At 69.4% G+C, this 15,784-nt stretch carries 15 protein-coding genes; 11 read left to right on the top strand and 4 right to left on the bottom strand.

Translation table 11 applies throughout. The features are described 5' to 3' along the window. The first annotated feature begins 3 nt into the window (after positions 1-3). Positions 4-891, top strand: coding sequence for a helix-turn-helix transcriptional regulator (locus KBX71_RS03505; RefSeq protein ID WP_210816486.1), 888 nt, complete (start codon positions 4-6; stop codon positions 889-891). Positions 892-990: 99 nt separating this feature from the next. Next, on the top strand, positions 991-1,995 hold the full coding sequence (locus tag KBX71_RS03500) for a hypothetical protein (protein WP_210816485.1): 1,005 nt from the start codon (positions 991-993) through the stop codon (positions 1,993-1,995). Positions 1,996-2,134: 139 nt separating this feature from the next. Here KBX71_RS03500 and KBX71_RS03495 read toward each other — a convergent pair whose 3' ends face one another. Both KBX71_RS03495 and KBX71_RS03490 read right to left on the bottom strand, forming a co-directional pair. Beyond that, complete coding sequence (locus KBX71_RS03495) at positions 2,135-2,545, bottom strand: hypothetical protein (RefSeq protein WP_210816484.1); 411 nt, start codon at positions 2,543-2,545, stop codon at positions 2,135-2,137. Between the two features lie 11 nt (positions 2,546-2,556). Further along, positions 2,557-2,985: a hypothetical protein gene (locus KBX71_RS03490; protein WP_210816483.1), complete on the bottom strand. Its 429-nt coding sequence runs from the start codon at positions 2,983-2,985 to the stop codon at positions 2,557-2,559. Positions 2,986-3,066: 81 nt separating this feature from the next. Between KBX71_RS03490 and KBX71_RS03485 the strand changes: the two genes are divergently transcribed. Further along, positions 3,067-3,684, top strand: a complete 618-nt coding sequence (locus KBX71_RS03485; RefSeq protein WP_307846946.1) for a TetR/AcrR family transcriptional regulator — start codon at positions 3,067-3,069, stop codon at positions 3,682-3,684. 52 nt (positions 3,685-3,736) lie between these two features. Next, a complete protein-coding gene (locus KBX71_RS03480) occupies positions 3,737-4,051 on the top strand; it encodes a chorismate mutase (RefSeq protein WP_210816482.1) in 315 nt (104 codons plus the stop codon). Between the two features lie 16 nt (positions 4,052-4,067). Here KBX71_RS03480 and KBX71_RS03475 read toward each other — a convergent pair whose 3' ends face one another. Next, positions 4,068-4,859 (bottom strand): IclR family transcriptional regulator, encoded by a 792-nt coding sequence (locus tag KBX71_RS03475; protein ID WP_210816481.1) that lies wholly within the window; start codon positions 4,857-4,859, stop codon positions 4,068-4,070. 162 nt (positions 4,860-5,021) lie between these two features. On the opposite strand from KBX71_RS03475, the gene KBX71_RS03470 reads away from it, so the two are divergent. From KBX71_RS03470 to KBX71_RS03440, 7 genes are all read left to right on the top strand, one after another. Next, on the top strand, positions 5,022-6,269 hold the full coding sequence (locus KBX71_RS03470; RefSeq protein ID WP_210816480.1) for a sugar ABC transporter substrate-binding protein: 1,248 nt from the start codon (positions 5,022-5,024) through the stop codon (positions 6,267-6,269). A gap of 77 nt (positions 6,270-6,346) precedes the next feature. Then, positions 6,347-7,300 (top strand): carbohydrate ABC transporter permease, encoded by a 954-nt coding sequence (locus tag KBX71_RS03465; protein WP_210816479.1) that lies wholly within the window; start codon positions 6,347-6,349, stop codon positions 7,298-7,300. After that, positions 7,297-8,127: a carbohydrate ABC transporter permease gene (locus KBX71_RS03460; RefSeq protein ID WP_210816478.1), complete on the top strand. Its 831-nt coding sequence runs from the start codon at positions 7,297-7,299 to the stop codon at positions 8,125-8,127. Before KBX71_RS03465 ends, KBX71_RS03460 begins: the two co-directional genes overlap by 4 nt. Before the next feature lie 8 nt (positions 8,128-8,135). Continuing rightward, positions 8,136-9,317 (top strand): mandelate racemase/muconate lactonizing enzyme family protein, encoded by a 1,182-nt coding sequence (locus KBX71_RS03455; RefSeq protein WP_210816477.1) that lies wholly within the window; start codon positions 8,136-8,138, stop codon positions 9,315-9,317. Beyond that, positions 9,314-10,522 (top strand): fumarylacetoacetate hydrolase family protein, encoded by a 1,209-nt coding sequence (locus KBX71_RS03450; protein WP_210816476.1) that lies wholly within the window; start codon positions 9,314-9,316, stop codon positions 10,520-10,522. Before KBX71_RS03455 ends, KBX71_RS03450 begins: the two co-directional genes overlap by 4 nt. Further along, entirely contained in the window at positions 10,519-12,036 is a 1,518-nt protein-coding gene (locus tag KBX71_RS03445; RefSeq protein ID WP_210816475.1) for an aldehyde dehydrogenase family protein, read from the top strand. The genes KBX71_RS03450 and KBX71_RS03445 overlap by 4 nt, the downstream gene beginning before the upstream one ends. A 329-nt stretch (positions 12,037-12,365) precedes the next feature. Further along, positions 12,366-13,940 (top strand): alpha/beta hydrolase-fold protein, encoded by a 1,575-nt coding sequence (locus KBX71_RS03440; protein WP_210816474.1) that lies wholly within the window; start codon positions 12,366-12,368, stop codon positions 13,938-13,940. Between the two features lie 106 nt (positions 13,941-14,046). On the opposite strand, the gene KBX71_RS03435 is transcribed toward KBX71_RS03440, so the two are convergent. After that, positions 14,047-15,570 carry an alpha-N-arabinofuranosidase gene (locus tag KBX71_RS03435; protein WP_210816473.1) on the bottom strand — a complete coding sequence of 508 codons (1,524 nt, stop codon included), beginning with the start codon at positions 15,568-15,570 and terminating at the stop codon, positions 14,047-14,049. Between the last annotated feature and the right edge of the window lie 214 nt (positions 15,571-15,784).

The following is a 15,784-nucleotide window of genomic DNA, read 5'->3' as shown; positions in this document are numbered from 1 at the left end:
GTCATGAACGCGAGAGGACAGCTCGGCGATTTCCTCCAGGCCCGGCGCTCCCAGCTGCGGCCGGAGGACACCGGCGTGGCGACACACGGTGAGCGGCGCCGGGTTCGAGGGCTGCGCCGGGAGGAGTTGGCCCTGCTGGCCGGGGTGAGCGTTTCGTACTACTCGCGGTTGGAGCAGGGGCAGGCCGTGAACGCCTCACCCGGGGTGCTCGACGCGCTTGCCCGAGCGCTGCGGCTCGACGACGCGGAGCGCCGCCATCTGGGCGAGCTGGCGGCCGGGACCCGCCGCCGGCCCGCCGTACGTCGCCCTGCCCCGGAGCGGGTGAGCCCGGCGGTACGCCAGCTCGTCGCGACGCTTGGTGACGTACCAGTGGTGGTGCTCGGTCGCCGCGCCGACGTGCTGGCCTGGAACACCGCCGGTCATGCCCTGTTCGCCGGCCACCTGACTCCGGAGATCCCGGAGCGGCCGAACCAGCACCCGAACATGGCACGGCTGGTGTTCCTGGACGCGCACACCCGTGACCTCTACGCGGACTGGCCCACCAAGGCCCGCGCGGTGGTGGCGACGCTGCGGATGGCTTCCGGGCAGCACCCGGACGATCCGCTGATGGCCGCGCTGGTCGGTGAGCTGACGGTACGGAGTCCGGAGTTCGCCGCCATGTGGGCCGACCACCGGGTGAAGGCCGGCGGCGACGCGGTCTACCAGATGCGTCATCCGCTGGTCGGCGCGATGGACGTGACACAGCAGACCCTGCGTACCGAGGACGGCCAGACCGTGGTGGTCGCCACCACCGAACCCGGCTCGGCATCTCACGCCGCGATGACGTTGCTCGTGCACGGCGCGGTCACCACCCGTGCCGGCGCTCCGCAGCCCCTCGTCAGGCGCGAGTAGCAACTTCCCCATCGGCTCGACACGAGGTGCTCCGCGAGGAGCGCCGGACCCGTCGCGCCCTTTTCGAGCCCATCGACAACACCGTGAGTAGGGACAGAAATGCGTAAGAGAACGATGACCCTCGCAGTCGCTGTCGCCGCAGCGGGGATCGGCGTCGTGGCGGTCGTGCCGTCGAGTGCCGCACCTGCCGCGACCGCAGCGGCCCGCACCGTCGAGCAACACTGGGCTTCGGCCGTGCCGGTGCCCTCGCGGATCGCTGTCCACTTCGACCTGACGAAGGGGCAGATGCCAGAGAACGTCGCGGTCGGCCCGGACGGCACCGCCTACGTCACCTTCGCGGCGGCCCGACAGGTCGCCGCGGTCACTCCGTCCGGCGGGACGCGGATCCTGGCGACCCTGCCGGCCCCCGCCGATGGCGGCGTCAACACGCCGGTGCTCGCGTTCGCGCTGGCCACGGGCATCGTCCGCATGAGTGACGGCACCCTCTACTTCCTCTACGCGAGCGGCGATGCCGCCAGCACGGGTCTGTACCGGCTACGCCCCGGCCGGGCGCCGCACCGCATCTCGGCTCTGCCAGCCGATGGGCTCCCCAATGGCCTGGCCTTCGACGCCGAGGCGAAGAGGTTCTACCTCACCGACTCCGTGCTCGGCACGATCTCGACAGTTCCGCTGGAAGGCGGCCGTGCCGAGGTCTGGTCCTCGGCACCCGAGCTGGCCGCGGCCGGCTTCCTGGGCGCCAACGGCATCAAGGTACGCGCCGACGCGGTCTGGGCGACCAACCTCGACCGCGGCACGCTGCTGCGCATTCCGCTGCGGCACGGCCGACCCGGGCCGGTCCGGGTGGCGGCGACCGGCCTGGTCGGCATCGACGACTTCGCGTTCGTCGGTGCGGGTGACCGACAGGTCATCGCCGCACTGAACGGACCGAACACTGTGGTGAGCATCGACGCGGCCGGCCGTTCCCGAACGCTGCTGACGGCCGCCGACGGGTTGCAGAACCCGACAGCGGTGGCCGTGCGCGGCCGTACCGTCTACGTGCTCAGTGCCGCGTACACCACCGGCGTCGACCCCAACCTGGCGCTGGCCACCCTGCCGCTCCGCTGACCCGTCACCCTCCAGGAGGTCTGCCCGCCAAGCAGTGGGGCCGTTCCCTCGATAGTGAACACTCGGATCGCCCGCCACCGTCGGATGACGGCGACGGGCGATCCGACGCTCCTGCCCGCGCGGGGGAGCAGCGGCTCGGTCACGGCGCGGCCGGGAAGTCCGACCGCTCGCTCGACGACCCTTCGGTCGTGCTCGGGCGTCGGCGGCCGAGGTGGAAGGCCGTGGCCGCGGCCAGCGCGGCTACGACGATCAGTGCGGCGAAGGCCGGGTGCATGTCCTTGGACAGGCTCGGGGCGCGTTCGGGCCCGATGGCCCAGAGGATCAGCGGTGTGGCGTAGGCGGCGGCGAGAGCGGCCGTCCAGCGGCGTAGTCCGCGGAGGTGGGCGTGCCGCAGGCTGACGATCAGCGCAAGGGTGACCGGGACGATGGCCAGCATGGCGAACTGGCCGATGACCAGGACCGGGACCGACCAGATCGAGATGATGGTGGTCCGGTCCGCGCGCCGGGTAGCGCGGTCCTCCTGGGTGCGGGGATGCGAGGTGGAGGGCATTGTCGTCTCCGTCATCGGGTCGGGTTGGTGGTCGCGGGACGCCAGGCCAACCAGCCGCGGCACAGCACGTAGGCCGCCGCGACGACGGCGACGAGTCCGAAGTCGATGATGGCCGACAGGCGTGCCTCCGGGACGTCTCCGATCAGCGCGCCGAACACCACGAGAGCGGCCTTGCCGGCGAGCACGATCTCCCAGACGCCGGCCGCTTGACGCGGCCTGACCGCGAGCAGGGCGAAGAGCGCGGCGAAGATGCCGAAGCTGGAAACTCGCCAGCCTTCGATGAACAGGCGGTCGTCGTTGGCGTTGACGGTCAGCAGGACGCCGTTGACGAACGCGACGCCGGTGGCGAGGGAGGCGAGGGCCGCCAGCCCACGGCCGACGAGGTCGGCGCGGTTGGTGGGGGCGGCGATGTCGATTCGGGCAGCGGTCGCGGCGGTCATGGGGGTCCCCATCTCTAGGAAACGGATGTGAACTTACAGGCGTTAACTTACGCGCTGACCTAACGTCTGTAAAGTCAAGGGGTGACCACACCGAGAACGCGGGCCCGCAACAAGCGCGGCGAGGGCGCCCAACTGCGCGACGAGATCGTCGACGCCGCGATGACGCTCCTGGAGGACGGCACGCCACAGAACGTGACCCTGCGGGGGATCGCCCGCCAGGCCGGCATCTCCGCGCCGTCGATCTATCCGCACTTTCCGGACCTGGACTCGATCCTCCTGGCGGTCGCGCAACGCGCGTTCGGCATCTTGGAGCAGGCACTGGGCGCACCGGATGACGTGGATCCGGTCGAGCGCCTGCGCGCGATCTGCGCGGCCTACCTGACCTTCGCCGAACGCCGTCCGCATCAGTACCGGGTGATGTTCGGCGCCGTCTGGGATGCCGGACAGGCCCTTGAGCGGGCGCCGGCCATGGCGGACGAACTCGCCGTGCTCGGCATGGGAGCCTTCGAGATCTTCCGGCGTACGCTCGCCGACTGCGTCGCGGCGGGACGATCGGCCAGCGCGGACCCCTTCGGCGACGCGACGGCGCTCTGGGTCGGGCTGCACGGGTTCGCCGAACTCCAGGTGGCCACGCCGTTGTTCCCGTGGCCACCGGGGCTGCGCGAGTCCATCATCGACCGGATGGCGCTGCTGCGCTGAGCACGCGTGGATGTTCGCCTGATCATGTTGCCACCGTGCGACGATTTCCGGCGTGGAAGAGACCGCGGCGACGTTGACCGAGATCCGCGCTCGGATCGACGAGCTGGATCGGGAACTGGTCGGGCTGCTTGCCCGGCGGGAGGCGCTGGTCCGGCAGGCCGCCCCGCTCAAGAGTGACGCCCAGGCGGTCCGTGCGCCCGATCGGGTGGCGCAGGTGGTGGCCCGGGTCCGCGCGCTGGCTGGCGAGGCCGGCGCCGACCCGGACCTGATCGAGCGGATCTACCGGGGCATGATCCAGGCATTCATCGGCATGGAGACCGACGAGCACCACCGCGTCACCGGCGGGTCGGCGCCGAGAACGCGGTGATCGCCCGCGTGCACGGTCAGGTCGTGGAGCGGCTCGCACCGTCCGGGCTCGCCAGGGCGGGCGGCGCGTAGCCGAGTTCGTACGAGATCTTGTTGGCGGTGTCCAGGAGCAGCGGAAGGTTGCTCTTCAGCTGGTCGAGGTTGGCGATGACCTCGATCGCTGTTATCGAGGCCGCGGCGATGACCTGTCCTCGGGAATCCCTGATCGGCGCGGCCACGCACATCACGTAGGCGTCGTGCTCGCCGTTGTCCATGGCCCAGCCGCAGTCGTGGATGCGGGCGAGTTCGGCTTCCAGGGCGTCGTGGTCGGCGAAGGTGGTGTCGGTGAATTTCTCGAAGACGACGTGGGAGAGCAGGCGGTCGCGTTCCTGCCGGGGAAGGTAGGCCAGGATGGTCTTGCCCACGGCGCTCGCGTAGATGGACACCGCGCGTCCCACCCGGGACGGAAGCTTGACCGCGTCGAACGCCGGACTGTCCACCTTGTCGATATAGATGATCTCGTCGCCGGTCAGCTGCGCCAGGTGTACGGTGTGGCCGGTCTCGCGTTGTAGCGCACGCAGGTGGGCGGCGGCGGGCTGGCGGAGGTCCATCGAGCCGAGCGCGAGCTCGGACAGCTCGATCAGGCCGCTGCCGAGCACGTAGGTGCCCGCGCCGGTCCGGCGGACGAAGCGCGCGGACTCCAGTGTCTGCAGGATGCGCAGGGCTGTGGACTTGTGGACGCCGAGCACGTCCGCAGCCTCCGTAAGGGACAGCGGGTGCTCCGCGGATCGACGGATGAGGTCGATCGCGCGGCGAATCGATTGCGCCAAGGCTGTGTCTCCCCTCGCGCGACGGGCAGCGCCGCCGCTCTCATTGCACATTATGCAATATAGATGACGCGATACGCAATCGCCACTTGACACCGTTGCACATGGCGCTACGATCGTTGCAATTTCATCCGCTCGACACCAACTTGTAACAGTGGAGTAACGATGGGTAATCAGCGCGCTCGTTTCGGCATCGCCAGGGCGACATGTGCCCTCGGCCTGGTCGCCACTCTCTTGACCGGTTGCGGTTCCGACGGTGACTCCGGCGACGGCGTCACCAAACTGACCTTCGCCGCCTCGACCTTCGGCGACCCGGGCCGCGGGCCCCTTCTGACGAAGTGGCTCGACGAGTTCAATCAGAGCCAGACCAAGGTCCAGGTGTCCGCCGCCGCGGTGCCGTACCCGACCTTCGGCCAGACCGTGCTCACTCAGATGGGCAGCGGCAAGGGCCCCGACCTCGTCCGCTTCGACATGCCCGAGTTCGAGGCGGCCTCGGACGCCGGCCTCGTCGCGCCGCTGGACAAGGTGATCGACGCCGGCAAGTACGACCTGCTCAAGCAGCCGGACCAGTTCATGGTCCACGACGGTGTCCGGCACGGCGTCATCTTCGAGGCGTCGAACTACGCGATGTTCTACAACGCGGACCTGATCCCGACGCCGCCGACCACCTACGAGCAGTTCACCTCCACCGCGAAGTCGCTGACCAAGGGTGACGTCTTCGGCTTGGCGTTCCGCCAGACGGAGGCCGAGGAGGCCGGCGTCTGGCAGGACATCTTCAACTACGTCTACGGCTTCGGTGGCGCGTGGTCCGACGGTAAGAACCTGACGATCAACTCGCCCGAGAACCTCAAGGGCCTGCAGGCGTTCAAGGACCTGTACGACGCGAACGTGATCCCGCGCGGCGCCGACGCGGCGACGTTCCGGCGGATGTTCGCCGAGGGCAAGGTCGGGATGGAACTCAACAACGGCGGCTACGTGACCGCCACGCGCGGCCAGAACGCGAAGCTCAACTTCAACGTCGCGCCCATCCCGTTCCCGGTCCGCAAGCAGGGCGCGATCCTCGCACCGATCGTGATCAACGAGGCGAGCGAGGGCAAGGACGAGGCCGGCACCTTCATCAAGTGGGCGCTGGAGCCGCAGAACCAGGTCAAGCTGCAGGAGATCCTCGGCGCGAGCAGCGTCGCCACCACCACGCAGCGCAGCGCGGAGTCCCTCAAGGCGACCCCGTTCCTCCCCGTCTTCGACGGACTCACCGAGACCAGCCTGCCGCAGATCGTGCTGGGATTCGAGGCCAAGACGCCGGACATCCGCAAGGTGGTCGTGCAGAACGTGGTCGCGGCACTGCAGGGCAAGGCCGACCTCAAGTCGGCGCTGGATCGTGCCCAGCAGCAGGCGACCGAACTGGTCCGCTGACAGCTCGACACGGCGACGCTGCCGGCGCGACGGTTCGTGCGCCGGCAGCGTCCTTCCCCCCGGAAGGATCAAACCCGATGACTGTGGTCGAGCAGACCGGAGTACCGAAGACAACACCCCCACGCCGGCCCCGGCGTCGGCCCAGCCCGTTGGGCAGCAAGTGGACGCCGTACCTGTTCCTGGCCCCCGCGGCCCTGTTCATCCTCGTCTTCCAGGCGGTACCCCTCGTCCAGGAGGTGTACCTCAGCTTCACCAGGACGAGGCTGCTCAACCCCACCCGCAGCGAGTGGGTCGGGCTCGACAACTTCAACCGGATATTCGGCGACCCGGAATTCCATCGCACCCTGCTGATCACCGTCGTCTACGTGATCACCTGTGTGGTCGTCGCGATCGGCGCCGGACTCGGCGTCGCGCTCCTGCTCAACAAGAAGTTTCGGGGCCGTGGCGTGGCTCGGGCGCTGGTGACCGTCCCCTGGGCCGCTCCGGGCATCGCGGTCGCGCTCATCGCCACCTGGATGCTCAACGCGCAGTACGGCATCGTGAACCGCTTCCTCGACGCCGTGGGACTCGGTGTGCCCGGCGGCGCCATCCTGGACAGCTCGCGCTACGCGCTTCCGGCGGTGCTCGCGACGACCATCTGGCAGCTGTTCCCGTTCACGTCCGTGGTGCTGCTCTCCGCACTGCAGTCCGTTCCCCAGGATCTCAACGAGGCCGCGACAGTGGACGGCGCGGGACGATGGGCCACCTTCCGGGCCGTCACCTGGCAGGTCATCAGGCCGACAGTGGGCCTGCTGGCGCTGCTGATGACGATCTGGTCGCTGCGGCGGTTCGAGCTGATCTGGCTGATGACCAAGGGCGGGCCGGTCGGAGCCACCGAGACGCTCGTCATCGACCTCTACTCGCAGGCGTTCGACTCGAAGGAACTCGGATCGGCGGCGGCCATCGGAATGGTCGGCGTCGTCATCTCGCTCATCGTCATCATCGGCAGCCGCCTGGTCGCCCGTGCCGTGGAGAAGGGGGACGTCCGATGAGGCGCTTCCGTTTCGGTGTCACCGCACGGATCGTCGCCGTGCTCGTCGTACTGGGTGTCGCGGTGTTCCCGCTGTACTGGATGTTCGTCACGGCGCTGTCCAGCAACAGCGACCTCTTCGCCGATCAGCCCCGGCTCACGCCGGACCTCGGTCAGTTCGGGGTCTTCGTGGATGCGCTGGCCGAGGGCAAGGCGGCCGGGTGGCTGTTCAACAGCCTGATCATCGCCGTCGGCACGATGGTCCTCTCCGTCGGTCTGGGCATCCCGCTCGGTTACGCGCTGTCCCGGTTCTCGTTCTGGGGCAAGGCCGTGCTGACCGTCGTGCTGCTGTTCACGCAGATGCTCCCCGAGGCGCTCATGGTCGTCCCGCTGTTCGCGCTGTTCCGCCGTTTCGAACTGCTCGACTCGCTCACCGGCCTCGTCCTGGTGAACTCTGCCTTCGTCCTGCCGATCGTCGCGCTGATCCTCAAGGGCGCCATCGACGGCATCCCGAAGGAGCTGGAGGAAGCCGCGCGCGCCGACGGCGCCCGGCCCTTCACCACCCTGACCCGCATCAACGTGCCGCTCATCGCGCCGTCGATCGCGGCCACCGCGGTCATCGCCTTCTTCCACGCCTGGAACGAGTACGTGTTCGCTGTGACGTTCATCTTCAACCCCGATCTGCAACCCGCCTCCGTCGGCATCGCGAACTTCATCGGCGAACTGGGTACACCGATCCAGACGGTGATGGCTGTCGCCTTCCTGTTCACACTGCCCGCCGTCGCCTTCTACCTGTTGGTCCAGAAGTACGTGGTGTCCGGCATGACCGCCGGTGCGGTGAAGGGTTGAGCCGAAAAATGAAGATCGTCTCTGTCGACACACTTGTCGTCGACTTCTACCGCACGAACCTCGTGATCGTGCGCGTCCACACCGACGAGGGCATCATCGGGCTCGGTGAGGCCACCCTGGAGGGCAAGGAACGCGCCGTCCAGGGTGCCATCGCCGAGCTGGCCGAGGCGGTGGTGGGGCTGGATCCCACAAGCATCTCGAAGATCCTCTACGAGACCGCGCGGGACTGGTACTGGCGCGGCGGACCGGTCATCATGACCGCGTTGAGCTCGCTGGAGATGGCCCTGTGGGACATCTCGGCGCGTGAGCTCGGCGTACCGGTCTCCCGGCTTCTCGGCGGCGCGACCCGCGATCGGGTCCGCGCGTACGCGAATGGTTGGTTCTCCGGCGCCGTCACACCCGAGGACTACGCGGCCGCCGCGCGCCGGACCGTGGAGTCGGGCTTCCGGGGCCTCAAGTGGGACCCGTTCGAGAACTACGACCTGACCATCACCACCGCACAGTTGGACCGGGTGCTCGCCCAGATCGACGCCGTCCGTCAGGCGGTGGGCCGCGATGTCGAGTTGTTCGTCGAGGGGCACGGCCGCTTCGACGTCCGCCACGCCATCAAGGTCGCCAACGAGATCGCCCAGTTCGACCCGGTGTGGTTCGAGGAGCCCTGCCCACCGGACAACCTCGACGCGCTCGTCGACATCCGTCGCGCGTCGCCGGTGCCGATCGCCGCGGGGGAGCGGTGGTACGGCCGGCAGGGCTTCGCGCCGGCACTGGCCCGCCAGGCCGTCGACTTCGTCCAGCCCGACGTCACGCACGCCGGCGGGATCGCCGAATTGGCCTTCATCTCCACGCTCGCCGCGACCAGCTACGTGGGCTTCGCGCCGCACAACCCGAGCGGTCCACTCAGCACGGCCGCGACGCTGCAACTCGGGGCGACGCTGCCCAACTTCCGGTACCTGGAGATCATGGCGACCGACGTGCCCTGGCGTCCCGAGATCACCAACGAGCGGCTGGTGCTGACCGACGACGGTGACATCCTCATCCCGACCGGGGTCGGCCTGGGCATCGAGGTGGATCTCACAGCGATCGAGCGGCACCCGTTCACACCGCACCCGCTGCGGATGTTCCAGGACGCCGTGTACGACATCCGTCCCCGCGACGAGCGGTCCTTCTTCAACCTGGAGAGCGACTCATGACGGTGCCACGGCCCCGGGGGTCGGCCGCGGGTGCGGACTGGGCCGGTACCGCCGCCGAGGCGTTGCCGGACGACCCCGACAGCGTCCTCATCGGCCGGATCTGGGACCCGTCCGGCGACGGCCCCTCGCCGGTGACCGTTCGCGACGGCGAGGTCATCGACATCAGCCACCGGTTCCCGACCGTCCGCGACATCTGTGAGCTGCCCGATCCCGCAGCGACGGTGGCCCGGCTGGACGGGCCGAGGGTGGGCGACTTCGGGGAGATCCTGGCCAACACGGGGGCCGCCACCCGCGACCGTGGTCGCCCCTGGCTGCTCGCCCCGGTCGACCTCCAGGCGCTCAAGGCCGCCGGCGTGACCTTCCCGGTCTCGATGATCGAACGGGTTATCGAGGAACGGGCGCGGGGAGACCTGGCACTGGCGGCGGACATTCGGCAGCGCATGCTCGCCGACGTCGGTGTCGACCTGCACAGCCTGGAGGCGGGCTCGCCCGAGGCGGATCGGCTCAAGGTTCTGCTGGTCGCCGAGGGCATGTGGAGTCAGTACCTGGAGGTGGGGATCGGCCCGGACGCCGAGATCTTCACCAAGGGACAGATCCTCTCCGCCGTCGGCACCGCCGTTCCCGTCGGGGTGCTCGCCGCGTCGACCTGGAACAACCCGGAACCCGAGGTCACGCTGATCGTCCAGTCCAGCGGCCGGATCGTCGGCGCCACCCTCGGCAACGACGTGAACCTGCGCGACATCGAGGGCCGCTCGGCGCTCCTGCTTCCCCTGGCGAAGGACAACAACGCCTCCTGCGCCCTCGGCCCCCTGATCCGGCTCTTCGACGACCGGTTCGGCATGGATCAGGTACGCGAACTCGAGGTGCGCCTGGAGGTTCGCGGCGTGGACGGCTTCCACCTGGAGGCGGTCTCGGAGATGACCCAGATGTCGCGTGCTCCGGAGGAACTGGTCCGGCAGCTGATCGGGCCGCACCATCACTATCCCGACGGCGCCGCCCTGATGCTCGGCACGATGTTCGCGCCCATCCAGGACCGGGACCGCCCCGGTGAGGGCTTCACCCACAAGGTCGACGACGTGGTACGGATCAGCTGCCCGGCACTTGGCACCCTGGCCAACCGGGTGCGGCACGCGGAGGAGTGCGAGCCCTGGCACTTCGGCGTCCGCGATCTCATGGGCAATCTGGTGAGGAGAGGACTGCTGTGAACGTGGTCATCACTGTCGATCCGCGCGACGGTAAGCGTCGCGAGACGGAGCTTACCGAGACCGACGAGTCTCGGCTGGAGGTGATCGCCGGTCAGACGTCCCCGGCGGCGCAGTGGCTGGCCGCGCGCGGGAGGTTCGGCCGCGCGGAGCTGCTGGACGCCATCGCCGCGTCGCTGGAGTCCCGTCGGGTGGACCTGGTCGCCGCCGCCGAGGCGGAGACCGGGCTGAGCCACGCGCGACTCGACGGGGAACTCACCCGGGCGGCGCTGCAGTTCCGGATGTTCGGCGAGGTGCTGCGCGACGGGGCGTACGTCGAGGCGACCATCGACCACGCCGCCGACACGCCACTCGGTCGCGGCCCGGACCTGCGGCGGATGCTCGTCCCCCTCGGGCCGGTCGCCGTCTTCGGGGCCAGCAACTTCCCGTTCGCCTTCTCGGTCGCCGGCGGTGACACGGCCGCGGCGCTCGCCGCCGGGTGTCCGACGATCCTGAAGGCCCACCCGTCCCACCCGTTGACCTCGCACGCCTCCGCCGCCGCGATCGAGTCGGCGGTCCGCGACCTCGGCGGGCCCGAGGGTGTCGTCGCGACCGTGTACGGGGAGCAGGCCGGTCGCTCGCTGGTGCGTCACCCGGCGATCCGCGCGGCCGCCCTGACCGGCTCGGTCAACGCCGCCCGCGCCATCCAGGCGGCCATCGACGAACGGCCCGACCCGATTCCCCTGTACGCCGAACTGAGCAGCGTGAACCCGATCGTTGTACTGCCCGACGCGGCCGCCGCCCGGGGAGACCAGATCGCCGAGGGGTTGTTCGGCTCCTTCACGAACTCGGGCGGCCAGCTGTGCACCAAGCCCGGCCTGGCGTTCATTCCGTCTGACCCGGGTGGTGACCGCCTGGTCGAGGCGCTGCGGGCGAGAGTCGACGCGTCGGGTGGCACGGTCCTGCTCAACGAGCGCATCCGTGACGCGTACGAGAGCCGGGCCACGGAGTTCGAGCGGGCCGGCGCTCGGGTCTCGGCGCGACCCGCTGTCGAGCAGGGAGCGGGCTTCACAGTGGCTCCGGCTCTCCTGGAGGTCGGCCTCGCCGGTCTGACCGCCGAGATCGCCGACGAGTGCTTCGGCCCGCTTCTGATCGTGGTCCGCTACGACGACGCCGCCGACCTCGACGCCGCGCTGGCCACCGTCCCGCCGTCGCTGACCGGTTCGCTGCACCGCGGACCGGGCGACGACGCCGACGTCGTACGCGGGCTTGTCGACGTGCTCGCCGCCCGCGCGGGTCGCATCGTCTTCGACGGCTATCCCACGGGCGTACGGGTGTCGTGGGCCCAGCACCACGGCGGACCGTGGCCGTCGACAAACGCCGTGCACACGTCGGTGGGTGCCACGTCGATCCGCCGGTTCCTCCGCCCGCTGGCGTGGCAGGACGCCCCGGCCTGGGTCCTTCCCGAGGAGTTGCGCGACGAGTACACCGCCATTTCCCGGCGAGTCGATGGGAGGTTGCAGCCAGCGGTCGAATAACCGCGGCTGCCGGTCTCTCCCGGGTGCGTTTCCGGGCCACCTGCGACTGGCGCGCGAATTCCTCGACAAAATTGACCTGACAGAGAATTCGCGCGCCAGTCGTCGTGGCGCCGCTGAAGCGCGCCCGAATTGTTTTCCACGCAATATTTGATTCGACTTACGGACCTGCCTTGACCGTCAATGCGATTCGTGGTTTGGTTTTCGACAGGGAACGATGTTAGCGCTCGCATTGCTGCATCGCTCGTTACTGGTATCCCTTCACCTCACCATCGAATGGTCGGTCGGCCGCTCGGTGCGGTCTGACCACACGCCGAAGAGGGAGCAGGAACATGCCCGTCGCACCTCCCCGTCCCCTGCTGCTGGCACGCAGACGCCGGCTGATGCTCGCGCTGCTCGCCGCCATCACCGTCACGGCCGGGACGCTCGCCGCGCCGGCGGCCTCGGCCGCACCGCCCGCACCCCTGGGCCCGACAGTCACCCGCACCGAGAAGCCGCCGACCGGCTACACCGTCACCTTCCGGTACCGGGCGCCCGAGGATGTCCAACAGGTCCACGTCTACGGCGACTGGTTCTACTCCCGACCGGAGAACATTCCCTGCCAGGACTGCGGCGACGCGCGACCGCCCGCCGAGTGGCAGCCCGGCGACGTCGCGGCCACCCCGTGGCACATCCAGGCCATGCGGAAGGGCCCCGACGGCGTCTGGACCTTCACCACTCCGCTGCCGGCGGGCACCTTCCGCTACGCCTTCACCCACGACTGCGTCAACGAGCTCGCGACCGGCTGTGCCCTGCACGACGACCCCGCCAACCGCTGGCAGATCCAGCCGCAGTACCCGGGAGCGCCCGGCGCGGTCCGCAGCACGATCTACGTGCCGGCCAGCAGGAAGTTCCCGACGTACGACACCGGCTACCAGGCGCCGGTCGCCAGGGTCGGCCGGCTGGAGTCGCGGCGGTACACCTCACCGCTGTCGACAAACCCGGTAGGGGTCCACGACATCGTCGTCTACCTGCCGCACGGCTACGACCCCAACCGGGCCACGCCGTACCCGACCCTCTACCTGAGCCACGGCAGCGGCGACCACTCGACCGCCTGGACGATGCAGGGCGTGGCCCACCTCATCCTGGAGAACGCGATCAAGGACCGGGCGGCGCAGCCCATGGTGATCGTGTCCACCGACTTCAACGGCCTGCCCGGTGGCAACGAGGGCTACGTCAACGAACTGCGGAACAACATCTTCCCGTTCGTGCAGCAGAACTACCACGTCTCGACCCGGGCGCAGGACCGCGCGTTCGCCGGCTTCTCCGCCGGCGGCAGCCGGGCGTACACCATCATGTACAACCACACCGACCTGTTCGGCTACCACGCGGCCTGGAGCGCCGGCGGCCCGGCGGCCACCCCGGTGCAGATCGACAGCATGAAGGCCGTGGCCGGCGGCATCACGATCGGTACCGGGCTCCAGGATCGCCTGGGCAACATCGCCGAGAACTCGCAGCGTAACGCCGCCGCCCTGCGGGCCGCCGGCGTCGAGCTGGACGAGTACAACGTGCCGGGCGTGCACACCTGGCACGTGTGGCGTCCGCTGCTGAACCACTACCTGCGCACGCTGACCTTCCGAACCACCACCACCGATCTCGACGTCACCACGTCACCCGCCGGCGGATCGCACCACACGACTGTCACCGCCACCGCGACGGTTGGCGCGGTCAGCACCAGCACGTCGGCGCCCTCCGGCGCTGTCGACTTCTACGCGGGTGACACGCGCCTGGGGTCGGCGCCGGTGCACCACGGCGTCGCCCGGCTGAAGAAGACCGTCCATGGCGAGCTGGACGGTCCGGTGGTCGCCCGTTACCAGGGCGACAAGCTCTTCAACGACTCCCACAGCGCCCCGGTCGACGCCCGGTAACAACGGCCTCGCCCCGTACTCCCTGTGGTGGGGAAGCTCCGGCCGCGCACCCCTGGTGATCCCAGGGTGTGCGCGGCCGGGGCGCGTCCGGGACCGCGTCAGCCGATCACGGGGTCGTGTCGGTGGCGTGCAGTCGCAGCATGGTCCAGGACGCGGGCGGCAGAGTCAGCTGGACGGTGGCGTCGGCGCCGCGTGCCGTGTCGTTGGGGCGCGGCGCGGCGTGGTCCGGACCATCGGCGGTGTTCTTGGCGTGCAGGTCGATGCCGCCGACGCTGACGCACTCGACGATGTCGCTGACCTGGGCGCCGGCGACGTCGATGGTCACCTCGGCCGGGGTGTCGAGGGCGCGGTTGACGAGGAAGACGGTCATCTCCCCGGTGGTGTCGTCCCAGGTGGAGACCGCGTCGACCGCGTCGATCTCGCCGTAGCGGTCGGTGGTCGTCGTGCTGCCCTCGCGCAGCACGTCCAGCACTGTGCCCTGGGCGTGCCGGGCCGTGCGGGCGAAGGGGTGGAAGATGGTCTGGCGCCAGGCCGAGCCGCCCGGCTCGGTCATGATCGGTGCGATGACGTTCACCAGTTGGGCCTGGCAGGCCGCGCTCACCCGGTCGCTGTGCCGCAGCAGGCTGATGAGCAGGCCACCGACGACGACCGCGTCGGCCACGTTGTAGTGGTCCTCCAGCAGTGGCGGCGCGACCGGCCAGTCCTCGCCGCTGGGCGGCGTGGACGGGGCGGCGGACTGGTACCAGACGTTCCACTCGTCGAACGCGATCATGATCTTCTTGGTCGACCGACGGATCGCCCCGACCGAGTCGGCGATGGCGGTGACGGCGTCGATGTACCTGTCCATGTCCTCGGCCGAGGCGAGGAAGCTGGCCAGGTCGTCGTCGGCCGGCTGGTAGTAGGCGTGCAGCGAGATCAGGTCGACGTCGTCGTACGCCTCGGTCAGCACGTCGCGCTCCCAGCTGCCGAAGGTCGGCATACCCAGGTGTGAGGAGCCGCAGGCGACGAGTTCGAGGTCGGGATCGAAGCGGCGCATGGCCTTCGCGGTCTGTGCCGCGAGCCGCCCGTACTCGGTCGCGCTGCGCTGGCCCACCTGCCACGGGCCGTCCATTTCGTTGCCCAGGCACCACAGCTTGATCCCGTACGGGTCGACCGCGCCGTTGTCGCGGCGCTGGTCGGCGAGGTGACTCCCACCGCGGTGATTGGCGTACTCGAGCAGGTCGACTGCCTCGGCGGTGCCACGGGTGCCGAGGTTGACGGCCATGATCGGGTCCACGTCGGCCTTGCCGACCCAGCGCATGAACTCGTCGAGCCCGAACGCGTTGGTCTCCAGGCTGTGCCAGGCGAGGTCGAGCCTCGCCGGCCGTTTGTCGACCGGGCCGACGCCGTCCTCCCAGCGGTAGGAGGAGACGAAGTTGCCGCCCGGATAGCGCACGGTGGTGACGCCCAACTCGCGCACCAGCGCGAGGACGTCGCCCCGGAAGCCGTCGGCGTCGGCAGTCGGGTGCCCCGGCTCGTAGATTCCGGTGTAGACGCAGCGACCCAGGTGTTCGACGAACGAGCCGAAGATCCGGCGGGGCACCGGTGCGACGCGTCGGCGGGGGTCCAGGGTCAAGCGGGCCGTGTTCACGACGTTCTCCGGCGCGCTGTCGAGGTCGGTGTTCAGGGCTGGCTCCCTTCGTGCGAGGTCCGACGCGGGATCTCTGCCCGAGCGCCGGGACCGAGGGGTGGTGGAGGCAGTGTGAGCTCTGGACAAGGTGATCGTCTTCGATTACGTTCTCGATCTATGTAAACGTTACCGATTACGTTTACGTAAGGGAACACGGCACCTGGATCGATGTTCT

It is taken from the genome of Micromonospora sp. D93 (assembly GCF_018070365.1).
Classification (GTDB): domain Bacteria; phylum Actinomycetota; class Actinomycetes; order Mycobacteriales; family Micromonosporaceae; genus Micromonospora; species Micromonospora ureilytica.
The sequence above is the reverse complement of the archived record's forward strand: the minus strand, read 5'-3'. Positions and strand labels throughout refer to the sequence as shown.